The organism is Maribacter luteocoastalis, from assembly GCF_048890225.1.
Lineage (GTDB): Bacteria > Bacteroidota > Bacteroidia > Flavobacteriales > Flavobacteriaceae > Maribacter > Maribacter luteocoastalis.
Map to the genome: position 1 here is coordinate 445,721 of NZ_JBMFZG010000001.1, position 21,411 is coordinate 467,131.

General features: G+C 35.6%; 13 protein-coding genes. 5 read left to right on the forward strand and 8 right to left on the reverse strand.

Annotation, left to right across the window (positions count from 1 at the left end):
- Window positions 1–39 precede the first annotated feature (39 nt).
- Both galE and ACOCEA_RS01920 read right to left on the reverse strand, forming a co-directional pair.
- Window positions 40–1,059, reverse strand: coding sequence for a UDP-glucose 4-epimerase GalE (gene galE, locus ACOCEA_RS01915; RefSeq protein ID WP_420754501.1), 1,020 nt, complete (start codon window positions 1,057–1,059; stop codon window positions 40–42).
- Between the two features lie 39 nt (window positions 1,060–1,098).
- On the reverse strand, window positions 1,099–2,256 hold the full coding sequence (locus ACOCEA_RS01920) for a DegT/DnrJ/EryC1/StrS family aminotransferase (RefSeq protein ID WP_420754502.1): 1,158 nt from the start codon (window positions 2,254–2,256) through the stop codon (window positions 1,099–1,101).
- A 90-nt stretch (window positions 2,257–2,346) separates the two neighbouring features.
- Here ACOCEA_RS01920 and ACOCEA_RS01925 point away from each other — a divergent pair, with 90 nt between their 5' ends.
- From ACOCEA_RS01925 to ACOCEA_RS01945, 5 genes are all read left to right on the forward strand, one after another.
- Window positions 2,347–3,579 carry a 3-deoxy-D-manno-octulosonic acid transferase gene (locus ACOCEA_RS01925; protein WP_420754503.1) on the forward strand — a complete coding sequence of 411 codons (1,233 nt, stop codon included), beginning with the start codon at window positions 2,347–2,349 and terminating at the stop codon, window positions 3,577–3,579.
- 22 nt (window positions 3,580–3,601) lie between these two features.
- Window positions 3,602–3,823, forward strand: a complete 222-nt coding sequence (locus ACOCEA_RS01930) for a hypothetical protein (protein ID WP_420754504.1) — start codon at window positions 3,602–3,604, stop codon at window positions 3,821–3,823.
- A 158-nt stretch (window positions 3,824–3,981) separates the two neighbouring features.
- Complete coding sequence (locus ACOCEA_RS01935) at window positions 3,982–4,110, forward strand: hypothetical protein (protein ID WP_420754505.1); 129 nt, start codon at window positions 3,982–3,984, stop codon at window positions 4,108–4,110.
- A gap of 254 nt (window positions 4,111–4,364) precedes the next feature.
- A complete protein-coding gene (locus tag ACOCEA_RS01940) occupies window positions 4,365–4,487 on the forward strand; it encodes a hypothetical protein (RefSeq protein WP_420754506.1) in 123 nt (40 codons plus the stop codon).
- Window positions 4,488–4,906: 419 nt separating this feature from the next.
- Entirely contained in the window at window positions 4,907–6,733 is a 1,827-nt protein-coding gene (locus ACOCEA_RS01945) for a helix-turn-helix domain-containing protein (protein ID WP_420754507.1), read from the forward strand.
- Window positions 6,734–7,046: 313 nt separating this feature from the next.
- Here ACOCEA_RS01945 and ACOCEA_RS01950 read toward each other — a convergent pair whose 3' ends face one another.
- The 6 genes from ACOCEA_RS01950 to ACOCEA_RS01975 form a co-directional block, all read right to left on the reverse strand.
- Window positions 7,047–10,370, reverse strand: coding sequence for a VCBS repeat-containing protein (locus ACOCEA_RS01950; RefSeq protein WP_420754508.1), 3,324 nt, complete (start codon window positions 10,368–10,370; stop codon window positions 7,047–7,049).
- Between the two features lie 145 nt (window positions 10,371–10,515).
- Entirely contained in the window at window positions 10,516–12,270 is a 1,755-nt protein-coding gene (locus tag ACOCEA_RS01955) for a RagB/SusD family nutrient uptake outer membrane protein (protein ID WP_420754509.1), read from the reverse strand.
- A 49-nt stretch (window positions 12,271–12,319) separates the two neighbouring features.
- Entirely contained in the window at window positions 12,320–15,520 is a 3,201-nt protein-coding gene (locus tag ACOCEA_RS01960; RefSeq protein ID WP_420754510.1) for a SusC/RagA family TonB-linked outer membrane protein, read from the reverse strand.
- A 919-nt stretch (window positions 15,521–16,439) separates the two neighbouring features.
- Window positions 16,440–18,167: an efflux RND transporter periplasmic adaptor subunit gene (locus ACOCEA_RS01965; RefSeq protein ID WP_420754511.1), complete on the reverse strand. Its 1,728-nt coding sequence runs from the start codon at window positions 18,165–18,167 to the stop codon at window positions 16,440–16,442.
- A gap of 34 nt (window positions 18,168–18,201) precedes the next feature.
- Window positions 18,202–18,903 (reverse strand): PepSY domain-containing protein, encoded by a 702-nt coding sequence (locus ACOCEA_RS01970; protein ID WP_420754512.1) that lies wholly within the window; start codon window positions 18,901–18,903, stop codon window positions 18,202–18,204.
- A gap of 4 nt (window positions 18,904–18,907) precedes the next feature.
- Window positions 18,908–21,409: a heavy metal translocating P-type ATPase gene (locus tag ACOCEA_RS01975; RefSeq protein WP_420754513.1), complete on the reverse strand. Its 2,502-nt coding sequence runs from the start codon at window positions 21,407–21,409 to the stop codon at window positions 18,908–18,910.
- Window positions 21,410–21,411: the final 2 nt, after the last annotated feature.

Here is a 21,411-nt window from a genome sequence, read left to right on the forward strand (position 1 = left end):
ATTTTGGCCTCTTTTTTTCTTAGTTTAAGCAAAATACGATTAACAACTTCTTATTTTCTGTTCCCAAACCCAAGCAGATTCCATTGCCTCATCTAATGTATATTCAGCTTTCCAACCTAAAACCTCATTAGCTTTAGTGGTATCTGCATAAGCCGTAGTAATATCCCCAGGCCTTCGCTCTACAATTTTATAGTTCAGTTTCTTTCCGGAAACCTTTTCAAAACTTTGTATCGCCTCTAAAACAGAACTCCCTGTTCCAGTACCAACGTTGAAAACTTCATAATTGTCTTTATTTTTATTTCCCAATAAGCGTTCTAAGGCAACTACGTGGGCCTTTGCCAAATCAACGACATAAATATAATCCCGAATACAGGTACCATCTGGAGTTGGATAATCATCGCCAAAAACGGATAATTGTTCTCTTAACCCAGCACCCGTCTGAGTAATAAATGGTACTAAATTCTGAGGAACACCAATTGGCAATTCACCAATTTCCGCACTAGGATGAGCCCCCATAGGATTAAAATATCGTAATGCGATTGCATTTAAATTTGGCGTAACCTTACATGTATCCCTTATAATCTCCTCACCCATTTGTTTTGTATTCCCATAGGGAGATTCCGCTTGCTTAACGGGCGCATTTTCTGTAATGGGCATTTTATCCGCCTGTCCATAGACAGTACAGGAAGAACTAAATATAAAACTTGCCTTATTCTTTTTACAAAGTTCTTTTAGTATGTACACCAAAGTTCCAATATTGTTTTCATAATATAATAAAGGGTTTTCTACACTTTCACCAACTGCTTTGGATGCCGCAAAATGTATAACGCCCTCTATATCTTTATATCTATGAAAAAAGTCCTCAACCTTATCCTTTTCCTTTAAGTCCAGTTTCTCAAAAATTGGTTTTATACCTGTAATTCGTTCAATACCCTCAAGAACTTTTTCATCGGAATTAGAACAATCATCTATAATGACAACATCAAATCCTTTGTTTTGTAGCTCTACAACCGTGTGCGAACCTATAAAACCAAGACCTCCTGTTACTAATATTTTCATAGTTTACTTTATTTAAAACCCAAACCTACACTAAGAAACCTATTTAGCGTTTACAAATTCGATAACTTTCTTGGTAATATAGTCTATCTGTTCATCATCTAGCTCTGTGTGCATTGGAAGCGAGACAACTTCCTTTACCAACAAATTAGTTACTGGAAAATCATTATCATCATACCTTTCATCCAAATACGCTTTTTGCTTGTGTAACGGTATTGGATAATAAACACCACAGGGAATACCGGCATCATTTAAAAACGTAACCAGATCATCTCTTTTTCCATTAGTGATGCGTAATGTATATTGATGGAATACATGGCAATCACAAGTATCACAAATTCCATCACAATTATTTACAGTTTTAGGGACTATGATATGTTGCTGACCAGCAAACGCATTGGAATACTTTCTAGCAGCCGTTCTCCTAGCTTCACAATACCCATCTAATTTGGGAAGTTTTGCCCTTAGGACTGCCGCCTGTATAGAGTCTAACCGCGAATTCACCCCAACAACATCATGATGGTAACGCTCATACATACCATGGTTTACAATACCTCTAATGGTATGCGCAAGCTTATCATCATTAGTAAATATTGCACCTCCATCGCCATAACATCCTAAATTTTTTGAAGGAAAGAAAGACGTTGCCCCTATATGACCTATTGTTCCGGCCATTTGTTTTTTCCCTGACTTGGACAAATATTTGGCACCAATGGCCTGCGCATTATCTTCAATTACGTAAAGGTTATGTTCCTTAGCCAAGTCCATGATTGCATCCATATCTGCACACTGACCAAATAGATGTACCGGAACAATCGCCTTTGTTTTGGGCGTTATGGCTTTTTTGACCGCTTCAATATCAATATTGAACGTTTCTCTATCAACATCGACCAAAACTGGTGTTAATTGCAGCAGTGCAATTACCTCAACTGTTGCTGCGAAAGTGAAATCTGCAGTAATCACTTCATCACCCGGTTTAAGGCCCAACCCCATCATTGCAATTTGCAGGGCATCAGTTCCATTGGCACAGGGAATAACATACTTTATATCTAAATATTCTTCAAGCTCCTTTTGAAACCCATGTACTTCTGGACCATTTATAAATGCCGACGATTCTAAAATCTTTTCAATAGAATTGTTAACCTGCTCTTTAATTTCTTGGTATTGACCACCTAGGTCTACCATTTGGATTTTTTTCATCTCTTGGGTTTTCTTGAAGCATAGCAAAAATACAAAACCCCTATCAATGATATTATGGAAAGAAATGTAAATTAGCCTTAAATTAAAAGTTTGCACGCCTTATACAATTTCATAGTAGCTACAGCCTGGCAATTCCTAAAAATTGCAGCTTTATTCAATACAAAACTTGCTCTTTTTACCAAAGGAAGAAAAGAAACCGTACCGTTGCTTACCCAAAATCTCACAGAAAACGATAAGGTCATATGGTTTCATGCAGCATCTTTGGGAGAATATGAACAGGGGCTCCCAATAATGGAGGGGGTTAGAAAAGAATACCCTTCGTATAAACTAGTACTTACTTTTTTCTCCCCATCTGGATATGAGATTAAAAAGAATACAGCAGTCGCTGATGTTGTAACCTACCTTCCTATTGACACAAAAAAAAAGGTAAAGGCTTTTTTGAATGCAGCAAACCCAGGCCTAGTGATATTCATTAAATATGAAATATGGCCAAACTATCTGAACGAGTTACACCGAAGAAACATCCCAACTCTTTTAATCTCAGCATTATTTAAAAAAAACCAAATTTATTTTAAAGGCTATGGTAATTTTATGCGAAATGCATTGTCCTCCTTCAAACATATTTATGTGCAGAATGACCAATCAAAAAAGTTATTGGATTCGATTGGACAAACAAATGTTACTGTAACTGGTGATACCCGATTAGACAGGGTTTCTGAAATTTTGGAACAAGACAACTCCTTAGATTTCATGGAGCATTTTATCAATGGGAATAGTTGCATAGTAGCTGGAAGCACATGGCCAGAAGATGAAAAATTACTAGTAGCGTTTATCAACAAAACATGCGATATACAAGTTGTGATTGCCCCCCATAATATAAATGAAGTGCATCTTGAAGAATTGAAAAATTCCATTAACAAACCAACTTGTCTGTATTCTGAAATTATAAAAGGTACTAACAAAAAATACGATGTACTTATTGTAGACACTATTGGATTGCTTACAAAAATATACAGTTATGCGGATATAGCTTATGTGGGGGGAGCATTTGCCACTGGTCTTCACAACACCATGGAACCTGCTGTTTTTGGGATACCGGTGATTATTGGCCCATTATATCAAGGTTTTTTAGAAGCAGAAAACTTGGTTCGCCAAGGTGGAATTATTTCGGTAGCCAATAAAGACCAACTAGAAAATGTGCTTTTAAAACTTATTTCCAATACATCGGAAGCAAAACATATTGGCAGTATAAATTCTAAATATATCTTAAATAACAAAGGTGCCAGCGTCCAAATACTAAAAGATATACGTACAATAGTATAGTATAGCATGAAAGGTATTATCTATGAAATTGTCCCAAATCGCTTGTACGGTTTTTTTATTGGTGAGTGTTTTATCCTGTAAGGACACTTCCTTAAATACAAAAGATTCTTCTTCACCGAAAATTGACAAAACAAAAACACCTGAGTATATAGATAGTACCGATTTAAGAAATTTGCCTCCTAAAAAACAAGTTCCAAAAACAAAAGGTCTTGACACATTAAAACCAAAAATTGCAGCATTATAATTGAAAAAATAAATTAAAGCTACGATTTCGCAAAAATTGAATACCTAACTTTTTTATACTATTAAAAGATTGTTTTAGCCTTTTAATCGATTCAAATACTTATTTGTTAAAACTTTATTTCATAATTCATATATTAGAGGAAACAACACTATATGATTATGGAACAGGAACTTACACCTGGCGTTAAACTTCTTAATGGATTTTTAAAGCTAATGATTACTTGTCTAGTAGGTATTTTAATAGCCATACCGGTGGCACTTATCTTAGATTGGTTGGGGGTTTTCTAAATTTAGAATAACAAAACAAGATAAAAAATAACTATGCAGGTTTAATACAAACCTGCTTTTTTATACCCCATATACCAACATATAGCCGAACATCGATGTAATTGTCTTTTTTGCCGATAAAGTGCGCTTTTTAGATGCTAAAACCACAAACAACGATATACTCACCACACTGACTCCGGACTTTACAACATTAAATAGTATGCTACCATTTATGTTCATAACTTATTGTGAATAAACATAAAGTAGGTCATATTATGAACAAATTATCATTTAAATCTGGGGTAGATACATATCTATCGGTACTTATTATCGCAATGAACGCATTTTTAGCAATTGTTGTGGTTGGAAGCATACTCTCCTTAATTGGAATACTATAAATTACTTTAAAACCCAAAGCTTATAGATCAAAAAACTACACAGACCACCCTTCAGATGAGGGGTGGTTTTGATTTTTCTAATATTCATTTTCATTTTAAAATCTATAATATCGTAAATTTCACTTACCTATAAAGCCAAAAACTTTTAATAGTCCGCAAATAATAGCCCTTTATTTCCTCAGTACGGTATAATTTAAATTGGCAGAGATACGGACACACCCTTCGTTTTAAAATGTTCCAAACTATTATACGCATTACAATCAAGGATTGATTTTTTAACAATCGATTATCACTATCATACTAGGTATTATTTGAGTCATAATAAAATGCAGCACTAACAAGATATTTGATAATAAATTACACCTGCTAATACCAGTAAATTTTGTTACTTTTAAAGGCAATAAAACCAACATAAAGATTTGAACCTACAACATAACATACTGTTTTGTCTTATACTATTTTTTATAAATCATTCCATATTTTCACAAAACAATGATATTGATAGTTTAAACATTTATTTTAAAGGAATAGATCAACTAATTTCAGAAACTAAACCTAGAGACAGGTCTAATCAAATTAATACTTTACTATCTGAAAAGGAAACATCATACGGAATTAAGAAAGTAAATATTCTGCATAAACTATTCCTGTTTAATATATACAAAAATGTTCAAGTTGCTAATGAATATAATCAAGAGGCACTTCAACTATCATACAACCTAAATTATAAACACGGAATATATAAATCTAGACAAAACCAAGCGTACATCTTATTCATTCAAGGGGATTTCAATTCATCCATGAAATCCATCCAAGAAATATTAAGAGAAATTAGCTATAGGAATTACCCTCATATATATGCAGACCTGCAAACACTAAAGTCGGATATTCATACAGAAAAAGGTGAATATGATTTAGCCTTGGAAACTGGGTTGCAACTATTAGATTTAGCTGAAAACACTGCTAATTCATATCTTATAATGAAAGCCCATGCTGCTTTGTCCCATTATTATTTGCGATTAGAAAATTATCAAAAGGCTCTAGAACACTGTTTAAATGGCTTAGATTATATCATTGCTCTAAAGGAAACCCATCTCCTATTTCAGAAAGTAGATGAAATAGCTAGAATGTCCGCAAAACTGGGCGATGTCAAGGGAGCATTAAATGCGTACAATTACTATTTAAAACTAGAAAAAAGGTTATACTCCCCGGGAAGCTATATTCAAAGTATAGTTTATATGAATATGGCTGATATTTACATGAATTCGGGCGAGTATACAAATGCAAAGGACTATATAGAACTTGCAATGAGCCTTAATAATGAAAATAACTATAGGTTTAGAATTCCAAGGGCATTGATGATCCAAGCAGAACTTTATCTAAAAACTCAAGATACTATTAGTGCTATTTCTGCATACGAAAAAAGTATTGAAGCTGCTGAAAATATCAATGCATTTGATGTAATAAAGTCTAATAGCCTAATCTTAATGGATCTTTATAAAAGGGCTAATAATACAAAAAAGGTCTTTGAGTATAAATCCCTACATGAGGCAATTAGGGATTCATTGTTTAATAATGAGAAAGAGCAACGAATTATTATTCTAGAAACTAGAAGAAAAATAAAAGAGGTAACCCAAAAACAACAAAAACTTGAATTAGAGAACCTAGCTCAAAAAAATAAATACAAAGGAATTATCGCAATCTTCTGTTTTGTAATAATTATAAGTTTGTTTGTATTCTATTCTTACATTGAAATCAAGGAAAAAAATAAATTATTATATAGAAAAACAATTGAAAATCTGCGGACCCAGCTTAAGACAGAGGAAAAAGAAATTACTAAAAAACAAACGTCAACAGAAAACCGGGAAAAGACACTTCTTAAAATGGATGATAATGTTATAGACATTATTTTGAACAAGTTGGAAAAACTAGAACAAGAAAAATTTTTTATAGATCCCAACTGTAATCTACACCAGTTATCAGATAAACTTAAGACCAACCCCAAATACCTGTCCCATGTGATTAATATTGAAAAAGAATCCAATTTCAATAATTATATCAACGACCTTCGTATTGACTACCTATTGACAAAACTGATAAAAGACAAGGAATTTAGAGATAGCAAATTAAGTTATATCGCCGCTTCTGTTGGTTACAACAATTTGAATACATTTAATGCTGCTTTTAAGAAACGACAAGGGATATTACCTTCCTATTTTATAAAACAGTTAAACGAAGATTGTTGATTTATAACTATGAAATAATCTAACATCAATAGCGATTGAAACAACTAAAAAAGGTAGCGCTCTCAACAGTGCTACCTTTTCATGAAATTAAACAAACTAACTCTAAAGATTGTCTGTAGCCACTCTCTACACAAGAACAATTTACACTAATAATCAAGCATTTACCTTATCAAAAAGGAATACATGACTTAAATTCATGAATTTTAATACCGTAAAAGATTTGAAACAAATATTATTAACAATCCACAAATAAAAATCTGTATTCTTTTTTTGATATGCATAATGCACTTAACTCAGAATAAGTGAATTTAAACTAGATTTGGCTTTTCTTAAAAACCAATAATTTACCTCTATTTTGCGTCACAATATATAAACTGTCGTATTTACCTTTTATACCCATTATTGATTTGGCATCACCTGGGACCAAGAAACCACTTTTTTTAATTGAAACTGGTTTAAACTTGCCATTGCCTTCTCCTTCCATCAATAATCCATTAAATGCGTCGTATTGACCAATAAAGGTCTCATTTCCAAAATCATTCCCAATGAGTAATAAGTCCTTTCTATTATCATTGTTATAATCAATAACTTGTATTCCATTAACTGGCGCTATTTGTGCATTTGATGGCAAAGCATGAACTTTAAAATTGTTATCCCCCAAATTTTCTATAAAACTGGTCTTATCATAATTCCCTATGATTTTTGTCGTACCCTTTAACTCCTCATTGGTAAATAGCATATCTTGAGTCGTTAAGGCATATTCCTTATAATATCTGAATTTAGACCTAAAAATAGGGCTTTGACCAAATAGATCACCCCAAAAATTGACTGGGAACGAATCAAATTCGTCATTTGAATTTTTAAAATATGCAAAGCTTATCGGGTCTATACTACCATTATTATCAAAATCTTTTGCGATAATTGTTAAAGGTTTCTCTTTTGAAACCTGAAAGAAATTATTAGCTCCAATATTACCGATTACAAAATCCTTATCTCCGTCATTATCGAAATCTTCTGACACAATACTTTCCCACCAACCTCTATGAGAATTTAATTCAGGGCTATGCAGGTGCTCAAAATTTTGGCCATAATTTATAAATATTGTCATCGGCATAAGTTCGCCTACTATAATTAAATCTTGGCTGCCATCATTATTTATGTCTGTCCATGTAGCATCCGTTACCATCCCTATTGTTCTTAGTCCTGGAGCAATTTCATCGGTAACATCTTCCAAATAGCCATTATTATTTTTAAGTAGGTAACTCTTGTCCGGCATCGGATATTCACCTATCGGTGTTCTACCCCCTACAAATAAATCCAAATATCCATCGTTATTAAAATCTGCTGTTTTTACCACGGAACCACTGGCATAAACATTGGGCATTCTATTGTTTCCAAAGGTAAAATTTCCTAACCCATCATTTAACATAAGACGGTCTTCGTAGTACTTTTGACCTTTAGAAAACTCATTACTACCGGATACTAAATACAAATCAAGATCCCCATCATTATCTAAATCAAACAACACCATACTTTCCTCCTCATATTTCATATTTTCCTTGTCACTAAAAAGTGGTATTTTTGAAAATTTTCCATTGATATCCTGTAAATATAACATAGGTGAATATGTTGATGAGCTACCCAAAATAAAATCTTCCAATTGATCACCATTTAAATCACCAACAGCCAGGCAGGGACCATTTTGAGAAAGCTTATGTGGTAAAACCCTTTGCACATTATAATCCACAATATCTTTTTCTTTATGAATTGTTTCTATTCCTATTTGTTTAGAAACCTCAACAAAGAAAGGTTGGGTGATACTCCTATCGGTAAAAGGAAAAGCAAGGGCTGAATCTTCTATTGGTTTTGCCTCCTCATGTTTTAAATAGACTATTTTATTACTTGTAACGTTGTTGATTTTTTGATAATTACCATCAGGCCAAACCACTTCAATTGATTTTAATCTTCCATTTGATCCTAACCCAAAATGCGCAATTTCATCAACTGACGACATATATCCCCTAGTTAGGTAATGTTCATAATACTGAAGCTCTTCGTTTGGAAATCTTAAGGTTATTTTTGCTCCTATCCCCTTATTATTGCTTTTTGGCCCTTCTAACCTTATTTTAAGATATCTATTGTTATTTTTTTCTCCTATTTGATTGTTCTTAAATACAAATGCATTATCATTAATATTATTGACGACATAATCTAAATCACCGTCTTGATCTAGATCAACAAATACAGATCCATTGGAAAAAGAAGGAATATTCAAGCCCCAAAGGTGTCCTACATTTTCAAATTCGCCATTGCCTTTGTTTTTAAAAGCGTAATTGGGAATCTTAACTATTGGCATAGAATCCAAAATCTTTTTTGGAGCTAAAAAAGGAGCCATTCCTATACGAAAATCTCCAAAATCCTTATCCGTAATATCTCTTGGAAAACCATTGGTAATAAGTAAATCCTTATATCCGTCATTATCAACGTCCATAAACAATGGAGACCAACTCCAATCAGTTTTTGCTATTCCAGCCATTTGACCAACCTCGCTAAAAGGTACATCTGCCCCATTTCCTTTATGAAGCATATTTCTACTATACTGACGCTCGTAATCATATCTCTTATCTAAAACATAGTTGATATAATTGTTATGGCCAATAGTGGTTTTCATCCTGTAATTAGTCTCTCCCAACATATCCAAGGTTATTATATCCAGATTACCATCATTATCATAATCTGAAATATCACAACCCATGGAAAACTTGCTTTGATGACGTATATAACTCCCTATTTTATTTGAAAAAGTCCCGTTCCCATTATTTATATATAAAATATCATTTGTAATATAATCATTGGAAATATGAATATCTGGCCAACCATCACTATTGATATCAGCTACTGCAACACCAAGTCCAAAACCTTCTATCAGGATTCCAGCTTCCTTGGTCACATCGGTAAATGTTCCATTGCCATCATTGTGATATAACCGATCATTACTAACTGCACTACCATCTACTACCTTTGGCCTGTAATTAGTAGGTAGTGCGTGAATCTGCTCATTATTCAATACATATAGATCCAAGTGACCGTCTTTGTCATAGTCAAAAAAAGCAGCCCCCATACTATTACCTGTTTCCGCTATTCCATATTCAGAAGCCATTTCCTTAAAATAGGGAATGTTATTCACATTTTTTCCTTGATTAACAAACAACATATTAGCCCTTAGACTATCAGAATCGGACATGGCAGAAGCTACATAAACATCGGACAAACCATCATTGTTTATATCCACTATGGCCACTCCCGTGCACCACCTATCACGTGCACTTATTTTAGCTTCGGAAGACACGTCCATAAATTTAAATCCACCCTTATTTAAATATAATTTATTTGCAACTTGATTACCTGTGAAAAATAAGTCTTGCCGCCCATCGTTATCAAAGTCGGCTACAGCAACCCCGCCTCCATTGAAAATATATTCTTCTGTTAGAATATTAAAACTATCTGTTTCCACAATCTTGTTATTAAATGCTATACCCGTATCAGTTACTAACATTTTTGTGAAAAGAGTTTCGTCCTTTACATCACATGCTATTAAAAGAATGCTTAGAAAAACTATCCAGAATCCTTTACCCATTCTTACCTGTTTTTAAGTGTTATCATTTTTTTATTTTTGACTAAATCGTAAATCTGTTTATTTACAAAATACAAAAAGACCATGAAAAGTAAATTTCTTCATGGCCTTTTTTGTTTTACGATAGTATTATTAATACTTGTTCAATTTAATAGGCTGGGTCTTGTGTTAATGTAGCAGTTCCTTCTTTAAATGATCTATCTATCGCTTGTGAAGGTATTGGGAAGTATTCATTTTTATTAGCAGTAAATGACCTTCCACTTAAATAGGTCCTATGATTAGATTCACTGGCAATATAAGCGTTTAGTGTTTCTGCCGCTATTCCCCATCTTACCAAATCCCAAAAACGATGGCCTTCCATTGCAAACTCCAATCTGGTCTCAAAACGAACTGCTTTCCGAGCTTCAATTGGATCAGTCCATGGACTATCATAAGTTGCAATATTGTAGTTTGCAGCTGGTACTCCTTCTTCAACTGTAAAATCATTTCTGCTTTCTCCTTGTACAGCATTAGGCACAAACCCAGCTGGATTAGCCGCCCTGGTCCTTATTTGGTTTACCAATCCTCTAGCGGCTTCTAGGTTTCCAAGTTCTACCTCTACCTCTGCCAACCAAAGAATGATCATGTCCAATCTCATATATCGATAATTATTCGCAGTAAGGTTACCCCATCCTCCAATACCAAAACCTTCAGGTTCGGCTACATGTTTCTTGGAGAAAAATGGTCCTGCATAGGATAAGTCACGGACAAAATCCGTTTGATAGATCTTAAATCCTTTATATAAAATTCCTGGTCTACCTACAGTATGGTCTAGCCTTGGATCTAGAGTGGTTGTAACAACAGAAGAACCATCATCATTAGTATCTGAAGATACATCTGTGGCATCAAAAGCATCCAACAACGGAAGACCACCCTCGGTTTGATAAGCATTGACCAAGTTCTGGGAAACTTGATAAAACCCACAACAGCCCCATGGATCAGTATATGGATGTGCTAAACCCATACCTCTTGACGAAGCTTGATCAGCTGCACTACTAACCGCATATTGTATTTCAAAAATAGATTCAGAATTATTACGGGTCGATACCAAGAAGTTGTCCTCAAAATTATCTACCAAACTAAATGGGCCATTATTAAGGATATCCTCCAAAATAGGCTTAGCCTCTTGCAATTTAGCGATATTGGCTGAACCGTCAGTATTAAAACCTTGATATACCTTGGCTTTTGCCAAAAATGCTTTGGCAGCCCATTTTGTAGGTCTACCAACCTGAGATTGTGAAACAGGCAATACCGCTACAGCTGCCTCAAAATCTGCCTCTATCAAAGGCCAAATCTCCCGATCATTTGGTACCAACGTACTGTTTACATCATTAATATCAAAAACATCATCTCCTATATAAGGTGGCATTCTCCACATTTTCCTTGCTTCCATATGAAAAACCGCCCTCAAAAAGGTGGCTTCTGCAATAATCTGAGCCCTTCTAGCCTCATCAATTTCCTCCACTGCCTTAGCTGAAACTATGGCATCATTAGTTCTTGCTATACCCTTGTATAACGATCTCCAACGATTGGTAATATGGCCATTGAAAGCTTGAAAATCGTATGCCTCTATAAAGGATTGCTCAGGTTGGTCACCAGCATCTGTTCCTTTAAGAGCATCATCTGACGCCAAATTAAAAGCCCAATTCTCAACGGTAACGTTCCAATCTGCCGTACCGTCCAAGCCTGCACCGTCTATCATTGCATATGCCCCATACAAAATCCCCTCAACACCATCTGGCGTGAGTAAACTTGGTTGTCCAAATTGCCCCTCTGGCTCTCGGGTTAAAAATTCATCGCTACAGCCAGTAATCAAACCCATGAATCCTAGCAAGGCTGTAATAATTAGATTAATCTTTTTCATTTTTTAAAATTTATTTGTTTTGAATGTTTTCACAATACAATCTTTTTATTTAATCAAAACTAACTCTTAATCCTAGAGTGTAGGTTTTAGCGACTGGCATAAAACCACCATCAAAACCTAAGGTAGCGTCATCTCTATTGGCTGCTTGTATCTCTGGGTTTAATCCTGTATACTTTGTCCAAGTAGCCAAATTTTGTCCCTGAACATAAATTTGAGCATTTGACAAACCAATATCATCCATTAATTCTTGAGGGAAACTATAGGTTAATTGAACATTCTTTAACCTAAAATAGCTACCATCTTCTATAAAGTATGATGAAGGACGGCTACTTACCTGATCATTTGCATCCATAATAGGTACTGATGCATTTGGATTCGCCGCTACCCATTGACTGCGTGGTGCAGTTGGGTTAGAAGGTTGCCAAGCATCATACAAAGCTCTTTGAGACCTATTTCCTTGGAAGGTATTGAAGTCAGCAAAGTATCGTACATAGTTGTAAATGTCATTTCCTTGGGAACCATTACCAAAAATGTTCAAGGCTAAGTTTTTATAACTAAAGTCCAAATTAATACCATATGTGAAATCTGGATGCGGACTTCCAATTATAGTCCGGTCATCATCATTAATTTCACCATCACCATTAATATCAGAAACTTTTAACTTACCAGGTGCATTATAATCACCATAGGTTGGCCATGCATCAGCTTCTGCCTGGGATTGGAATATGCCTTCGGTTTTAAATCCAAAGAATGATGATATTGGAGATCCTGCTTGTGTAACAGTAAGTGAAGGAACCCTCGATGCATCACCAAATAATCTTGTATCAGCACTTTCACTTAACCTTTTAACTTCATTTTTGTATTGGGAGAAATTAAAACCAATGCCATAGCCCCAGTCTCCTTTTTTCTCATCCCAATTTATGGCAAAATCAACCCCTTTATTGGTCATTTCCCCTACATTGAAAAAAGGCGCACTTGCATCCCCAGCACTATACGTAATTGGAGATCTAAATAACATATCTGAGGTTACCCTATCCCAAACATCCAAGTTAACATTTAACCTGCTACCTAACATAGATAAATCCAAACCAAAGTTATTGGAGGTTGTAGTTTCCCATTTTGCATCTGGATTTCCAAAACCTGCAGCATCAAAACCAATAGTTGGTGCACTTGTAGATCCATCTATGGGATATCCTGCATTGAAGATATTTGATCTGTAGGTAGTAAAAGCATTATAGTCACCAATTTCTTGATTTCCTGTTTTACCCCAACCATATCTCAATTTCATCTCATCAATCCAATCTATATTATCCATAAAAGATTCATCTGAAACCCTCCAACCTAAACTAAAAGCTGGAAAGAATGCACTTCTAGAGGCCGACTGAAATCTTGAAGAGGAGTCATTTCTTAAGATAACTTGAGCTAAATATTTACCATCATAATCATAATTAAATTTACCAAACTGAGAGAATAAGCTATAATCTATAAACGCGGCACCATCGTTAAAAGATGTTGTGGCATCACCCAACCTTAAATACCTAAGAATATCAGTTGTTTCAAATGCAAATTGGTTTCTACCTGCTTCAAAAAATTCACCAAAGGCCTGTATTCCTTCTATACCAACAAAGGCATTTACGTTGTGAACTTCATTAAACGTCTTATTATACGTTAGTACAGTATTCCACTGCCATTGGTACTCATAAGCATTAGAAGAAGTTGATCCGTTAATAAAATTACCTTCTACATATTCTGGCTGAGGCCTTCTTAGGTTAATTCCCCTATTGTTAGTTGCATCTACACCAAAACTGGATTTAAGTTCTAGATTGTCCGTGAGATCCAAACCTGCAAAAACATTTCCAAAGACCCTAGTTCTGTACGTTCTGTCATCTGCATCTCTAATTAACACGGCTACCGGGTTAAAATTGTTTCCAAGATTCGCACCCCTACTACCAGCAAAATTACCAGCAATATCGTAAATAGGTAACAATGGGTGATGCTTGTATGCCCCAGAGACTGTATTTTGTTCTTCATCATTCACAAATCCTCCTTTACGGTTATCAAAACTTACCGTTAAGTTTTCTCCAATGGTCAATTTGTTATTTAACGCCTTAAACTCAGTATTTGCACGTATGGATGTTCTATTATAGCTTACATCCCTAGTAATCGCCTTTTGGTCAAAATAACTTAAAATAAAAGCATATCGTGCATTTTCTGTTGCTCCAGAAGCAGATACTTGATGATTAAGAATAGGTGCAGACCTAATAGATTCTTTCCACCAGTTCGTATCAGCAGAACGGGTAATAGCGTAAATATTACCCGGCTCCAAAGCATATAGACTAGGATCTGTTCCAGCATCCCCTTCATTTGCTCCACTAGGAAAAACATAATCAGGTATTGTCACTTCTCCATTTGGTCCAAAGGTATATTGACCGTGACTTGGTGTTTTACCAGCATATAAATCGGCCAAATACAAGTACTCGCCTAATTCTGCAGCATTAAGGGCTTCTACATCATTTGCCGCATTCTGCATACCATAATAAGTCTCATAACTAATCACTGGCTTGCCTAACTTACCTTTTTTGGTAGTTATAATTATAACACCATTTGCAGCACGTGAACCGTATATAGAGGCTGCAGAAGCATCTTTCAACACTTGTAAAGATTCTATATCACCAGGATTCAAGTTAGCTTGTGATCTTGAAGGCACCCCATCTATAATATATAATGGGTCATTGTTACCAATAGTACCAAAACCCCGAATTCGTACCGTTGCCTCACCCCCTGGTGTTGCATCGTTGACAATACCAATACCTGCTGCCCTACCTTGTAATTGTTGGGCAAAAGTTGTTGCAGGTACTGCGGTTAATTCATCTACATCTACAGTGGAAACAGATCCGGTTACGTCTCGCTTACTTTGAGCTCCATAACCAGTTACAACAACCTCATCTAAGGCAGCTGCATCTTCTTCCATTGTCAAATTAATGGTTGTTTGCCCGTTAACAGGCACTTCTACGGTTTTGAATCCAATGTAACTAAATACTAACACCGAATTATTATCTGCAACGTTAATTGCATAATTTCCGTCAAAATCCGTTTGGGTTCCATTCGTAGTCCCTTTAACAAGAACTGATGCCCCAGGAAGCGGTCCTGTTGCGTCAGAAACTGTTCCGGTTACTGTTTGGGCCTTTACCAATCCGAAACATAAAAATGCTCCAGCAAGCAAAAACCCCTTTAGCAATGTACTCTTCATAAATAATTTAAGTTTAAGTTAATATTGATTGTTGTTAGTTATAATTGAAAACTGAAATATTAAAAAGCATAATCCAGCGTGAGTATTTTTGGTTAATATGAATGTTTTACACCCATATTTTATAAAGTTCATAAAACTACCCTAACAAAATTTAACATTTAATTATTTAAGCGATTACCACTCTCAAATTCATGAATTTTAAGCTATTATTTGTATGGACAGACACCATTTGAAGTCTTTTTACTTATTCACGAGCAATTTGTTGTTAATATTATTTTAACTAATTAATATCATAATTTAATATTTTATTTTGAATATAATTATGATTAATTAGGTTTTATAAACATTTAGCTGTCATATTAATATTACTTAGAACTAAAGACAACGCCAAACAACTAATATTTTTGAAGTATTAATCTTAAAATACCATTGATAATTACTTACAACACGGCTACTTATATTTTAAATAAAAAATCAATAAAGTAGAAGTAATCCTCAGTACCATTCATTTTTAAAAGTAAAAAATCTCCTCTTTTAATTTTTGTGATCATCTAAAAATGATATGTTATCAAATACAGGCAAAAAACACCTATGTCAGTTAAATAAATAAGTCTAAATGAAAAGTAGTGGTAGAAAGTTATTTTCATAAGACACTGCCAATTTTTAAGTTTTTCAGCAATTTGAGCTAATTTTTAAAAATAATTTACCGGTTATTACTGAATAAGAATCAAGACAGTCCGTAAGCTATACACCATGAATACTAATGTAGCATTATGAAAGATATGGGAAGAAAATCAAGGCCTTTATCATATGAAATGACGAAAATGTCAAATACACAAAGTATCTTTTGTGAAAAGTAAGAAATCAATTAGACTCTAAAAATTAAAACCTCCCGATATCAAGAGGTTTTAAAATGAAACTAATTAATAATATCAATCACACTACCACATGTCATCATCTGATCACCGTAATAAGGATTTCGAATTTCTTTTTCGCTACTTAACCAAAAAGCACCTCTATTGCTATTGGCCATTGGACATTTTTGAACAAAAACAGTGCCTTCCAATTTTCCAATATTAAACACAATCGGAACCAAATTTTCATTCAGGATTACAAAATCATCACGTTGTAATAACAGATCTTTTTCAATAGAAATTTTTTCTAATGCTTGTACTATTTTGATGAAATGCGATTTTTCCATTTTATTTAGCACCGATACATCTATCGACGTAAGTTTTGGTAATGTTTCAGTAGCATAGTCTGACACTTTTTGAGCGTTACCTTCAACAAAAGCATTTTTAACTTTAAAATAATACGGTAATGCCCTTTGAAAATCATTTTGAAATGCTATAGGAAACTCCATTTTCATGGTATTAGGCGTATCTCCTGTACCCATATCTTCATCACCCTGATTCATCATAGATTTTTTACCCTGAAGTTGTGCTGCAGCATCCACCGTAAATACACCATTAGTAACTATTTCCTCTCCATTTTTTAATCCAGAAACTACAGTAAAAGTCTCCCCTCTCCTATTTCCCAGCTTTATTTCGCGCATTTGAAATACAGGTTGGCTTCCATTCATCTTAACATATACCAAAGAACGTTCGCCAGTCCACATTACTGCAGTAGCTGGCACAACTAGCTTTTGTTCGTCAACATCATAGTTCGTATTTTCTATGCTTCCCCTTACAAACATCCCTGGTTTAAACAGACCATCTTCATTAGATAAAGTGGCTCGTAAGGAAACAGTACGTGTTTGGGTGTCCAAAACAGGGTTAATAAAGGATACCGTACCCTTGAACTCCATATTAGGATATGCGGCAGCAATAATAGTCATCTTTTGACCTATTTTGAATAGTGAAATTTGATTCTCATAAACATCAAATTCTACCCAAACCGAACTAAGGCTGCTAACTTTAAATAGAGGCTGACCTTGTTTAACATAATCCCCCGCCAAAGCCATTTTATCGGTAACTGTCCCAGAAACAGAAGCGTACACGGGAAAGTTTTCCTTTACCTTTCCTGACTTTTCAATACTGTTTATTTGTTCCTCTGAAAGTTTCCAAAGCTTTAATTTGTTTCGAACAGCGTTATAAAGTGCAGGTTGTGATTCTCTTAAGGAAAGTGATGTTATCAGTTCTTGTTGTGCCGCCACCAAATTAGGGGCATAAATTGTAGCCAAGAGTTGCCCTTTTTTTACTTCTTGACCTTCATAATCTATGTATAATTGTTCCAACCGACCATCAAAATAACTTGACTGTATGGTATTGGCTTCTTCATTAACCTCTATTTTCCCTGACAATGAACCTATATTTTCAAGGCCGGAAGAAGTTGTCCCAACAACAGTGGTAGTCACATTGGCCAGGGCCATGGCATTTTTAGTCATTTTAATTTCATTCAACGCCAACCCTTCTACATCCGATTCAAGAGGTATTAAATCCATTCCACATATTGGGCAATCACCTGGCTCAGGCCTTATAATTTGTGGATGCATAGAGCATGTCCACCGTTGTACCGCAGTCTCTCCCGAATGTTCATGAACAGATTTAGTTTGTACTTCCCCTTTGTTTGGGACACTAAAAATTAACCAGCCAATAAAAAGTCCAACGATTATGGCAATACCAATATATAAGACATTTTTGTTCATTTCAATATGTTTAATTTCCTTACGATACAATTTATTATTTCTTTTTAATCTTTCTTACGGTAGGGGAACTTGTAAACCAAAGAAGGAAACCACTCAGCACTGTTACTAGTCCCAATAATGAGAAGGTCCTAAGTATTAAGGTGTTAAAATCATCCCTCCCCTTATAATCCATCGTATGCGTCATCCAAAGAAAATCGAACCACCTCCAATCTCGATGTCGTAATGCCTGAAAAGCCCCGTCCTTTACCGACACATATGCTACAATATTCTCTGGAGCATCATATGAAATAGCATAGGCAGGTAATGGTCTACCGCGATATTCACTATGCCTTCCTACTTCCTCAATACGCTCAATATGGGACACCTTAAGTTCGGGTAGCATATATTTTTTTGTGATAGAAAGTGCCTCATCTTTGGAGATTTCCTTTTTAAATATACCGGTTTGGGCGTCAAAAAGTTGTTTCCGGTTTATCCAATAAAATGGTTTTCCCGCTATGCTCCTTAACTCTACGGAAGTTATAGATTGACCCTTTACCATATCTGACGGACTTTTCAAATCCTTAAAAGATGTGACTTCATTAGATGGCTTACGAAAATGGTCACCATGTATTTCGTCAATATCCGTCCAACTGAAATAAAGCCCACTTATAGTCCACATAAGAAATTGGACACCTAGAAATAAACCAAGATATCTATGCGCCTTTCTAACCCTAACCGCTATTTTTCTTTTTACCATATTCTTAATCAATATTTTTACTTCTTAGCCTCAAGGCATTGGCAATTACGGAAACTGAACTAAAACTCATGGCCAATGCAGCTATCATTGGCGACAACAGTATTCCAAAAACTGGGTATAAAACTCCAGCAGCCACCGGTATACCAATGGTATTGTAAACGAGGGCAAAAAATAGATTTTGCTTGATATTCCTCATAACAGCATCACTCAAATTCCGTGCTTTTACAATTCCATGAAGATCTCCCTTGACCAAAGTAATCATAGCACTTTCTATAGCCACATCGGTACCCGTACCCATAGCAATTCCCACATCACTTTTAGCCAACGCTGGTGCATCGTTGATACCATCACCAGCCATAGCAACTACCTTACCAGAATCTTGAAGCTTTGCAACTTCTTCTAATTTGTTTTCAGGTAACATGCCTGCCTTAAAATCATCCAGATTCAATTCATTGGCAACAGCCTTCGCTGTATTCGGGTTATCACCGGTAAACATAATAACCTTAATACCCTTTTTTTGAAGAATTTTAATTGCTGTGGCACTGCTTTTTTTGATATTATCACCTATAACCACATAACCCGATATTTTTCCTTCAATAGCCAAAAAGGATACGGTCCTCCCTTGCTTTTGAAACGTTTCTGCTTCTTCTTGCATCCCCTTTTCCAGCTTGGCATGGGCATGAACCATCATTTTAGCATTGCCAAGGCTCAATTTTTTATCGGCTATAGTTCCTTCAACACCCTTGCCCGTTACAGCATTAAAGTGCTCTACTTTTTTGATTTCCGCCCCATGTTCCTTCCCAAAATTCACTGTGGCCTCAGCCAAGGGATGTTCACTTGAATTATTTAAGGACACTATATAAGAAAGTATCTCGGATTCTTCAAATTCATCACCAAAAACCCCTATTTTCCCTACAGTAGGTTTTCCTTCGGTAATGGTGCCTGTTTTATCCACGATCAAGGTATCTACCTTATCCATTTTCTCCAATGCCTCCGCATTTTTAATCAATACCCCGTTCTGGGCACCTTTCCCTACACCTACCATTACGGACATAGGGGTAGCCAATCCTAAGGCACAGGGACAAGCAATAATCAAAACAGCAATGGCATTTACCAAGGCATACACATATACTGGTTCTGGACCCCAAACAGCCCAAACTATAAAAGTGATAACCGAAATAACAACTACAATAGGAACAAAATAACTGGAAACCGTATCCGCTAATTTTTGAATCGGTGCACGACTACGACTGGCATCATTTACCATAGTTATAATCTGTGAAAGCAAGGTGTCAGCACCTACTTTTTCTGCCTTCATCAAAAATGATTGGTTCCCATTTAAAGTTCCACTACTTACCCTATCACCTATAAATTTCTGTACCGGGATAGGTTCACCAGTGATCATAGATTCATCCACCGATGTATTTCCTTCGATAATAACTCCATCTACGGGAATTTTTTCTCCTGGCTTCACCTTTAGGATATCATCTATTTCAATGGTATCAATAGACACCTCCTTTTCCTCCCCATTCACTATTTTTACCGCTTTGTTTGGTGCCAACTTTAGCAATTCCTTTACTGCAGAATTAGTTTTGCTATGGGCACGTGCCTCCAATACCTGTCCCATTAAGACCAAGGTCAATATAACAGTAGCGGCTTCAAAATATACGTGTACCACTCCAGATTCTGTCTTGAACTGCTCTGGGAAAATATCTGGAAACAGCATACCGAATACACTAAAGGTCCAAGCCACCCCTGCACCTATTCCAATCAGCGTAAACATATTAAGATTCCAAGACTTGATACTTCGAAACGCACGTACAAAGAACATCCATGTTGCATAAAACACCACAGGAATGGAGAACGCGAATTGAACCCAATTCCACCACCGTTGCTCCATGACCTTATATAGTGGATTATTAGGTAGCATCTCACTCATAGCTATCAAAAAAATGGGGAGGGTAAATGACATTGCAACCCAAAATTTCTTCAATAACTTTTTATAATTCCTATGCTCAGCGGAAACTTCCGGTTTCTTGGGTACTAAGTCCATTCCACAAATTGGGCAAGCACCAGGCTCATCTTTTACTACTTCTGGATGCATGGGGCATGTCCATTCCCCTGAAGGAGATGAAAAAGTACTTTGCTCCTCTACCAAATCCATTCCACAAACGGGACAATCGCCCGGTTTATCATAGGTTTTGTCCCCCTCACAGTGCATGGGACAGTAGAAAGTACCGGTACCCTTGCCCTTAGGTCTCTGATTTTCATGCTTGTGATTTTCATGCACTTCCCCTAGAATATGTATGCCATAAGAACCCCCGTCATTCGCAAGTGTATCTTTAAAACGCTCAATCGGGATATGGGAATCCATTTCTATGGTTGCCTCCGCCTTTTCCAAGTCCACAGATACATTGGACACACCTTCAACTTGAGAAAGTGCTTCTTCCACATGTTTTCTGCAACCATTACAGCTCATTCCTGTTATTTTATAGGTGTGTTTCATCT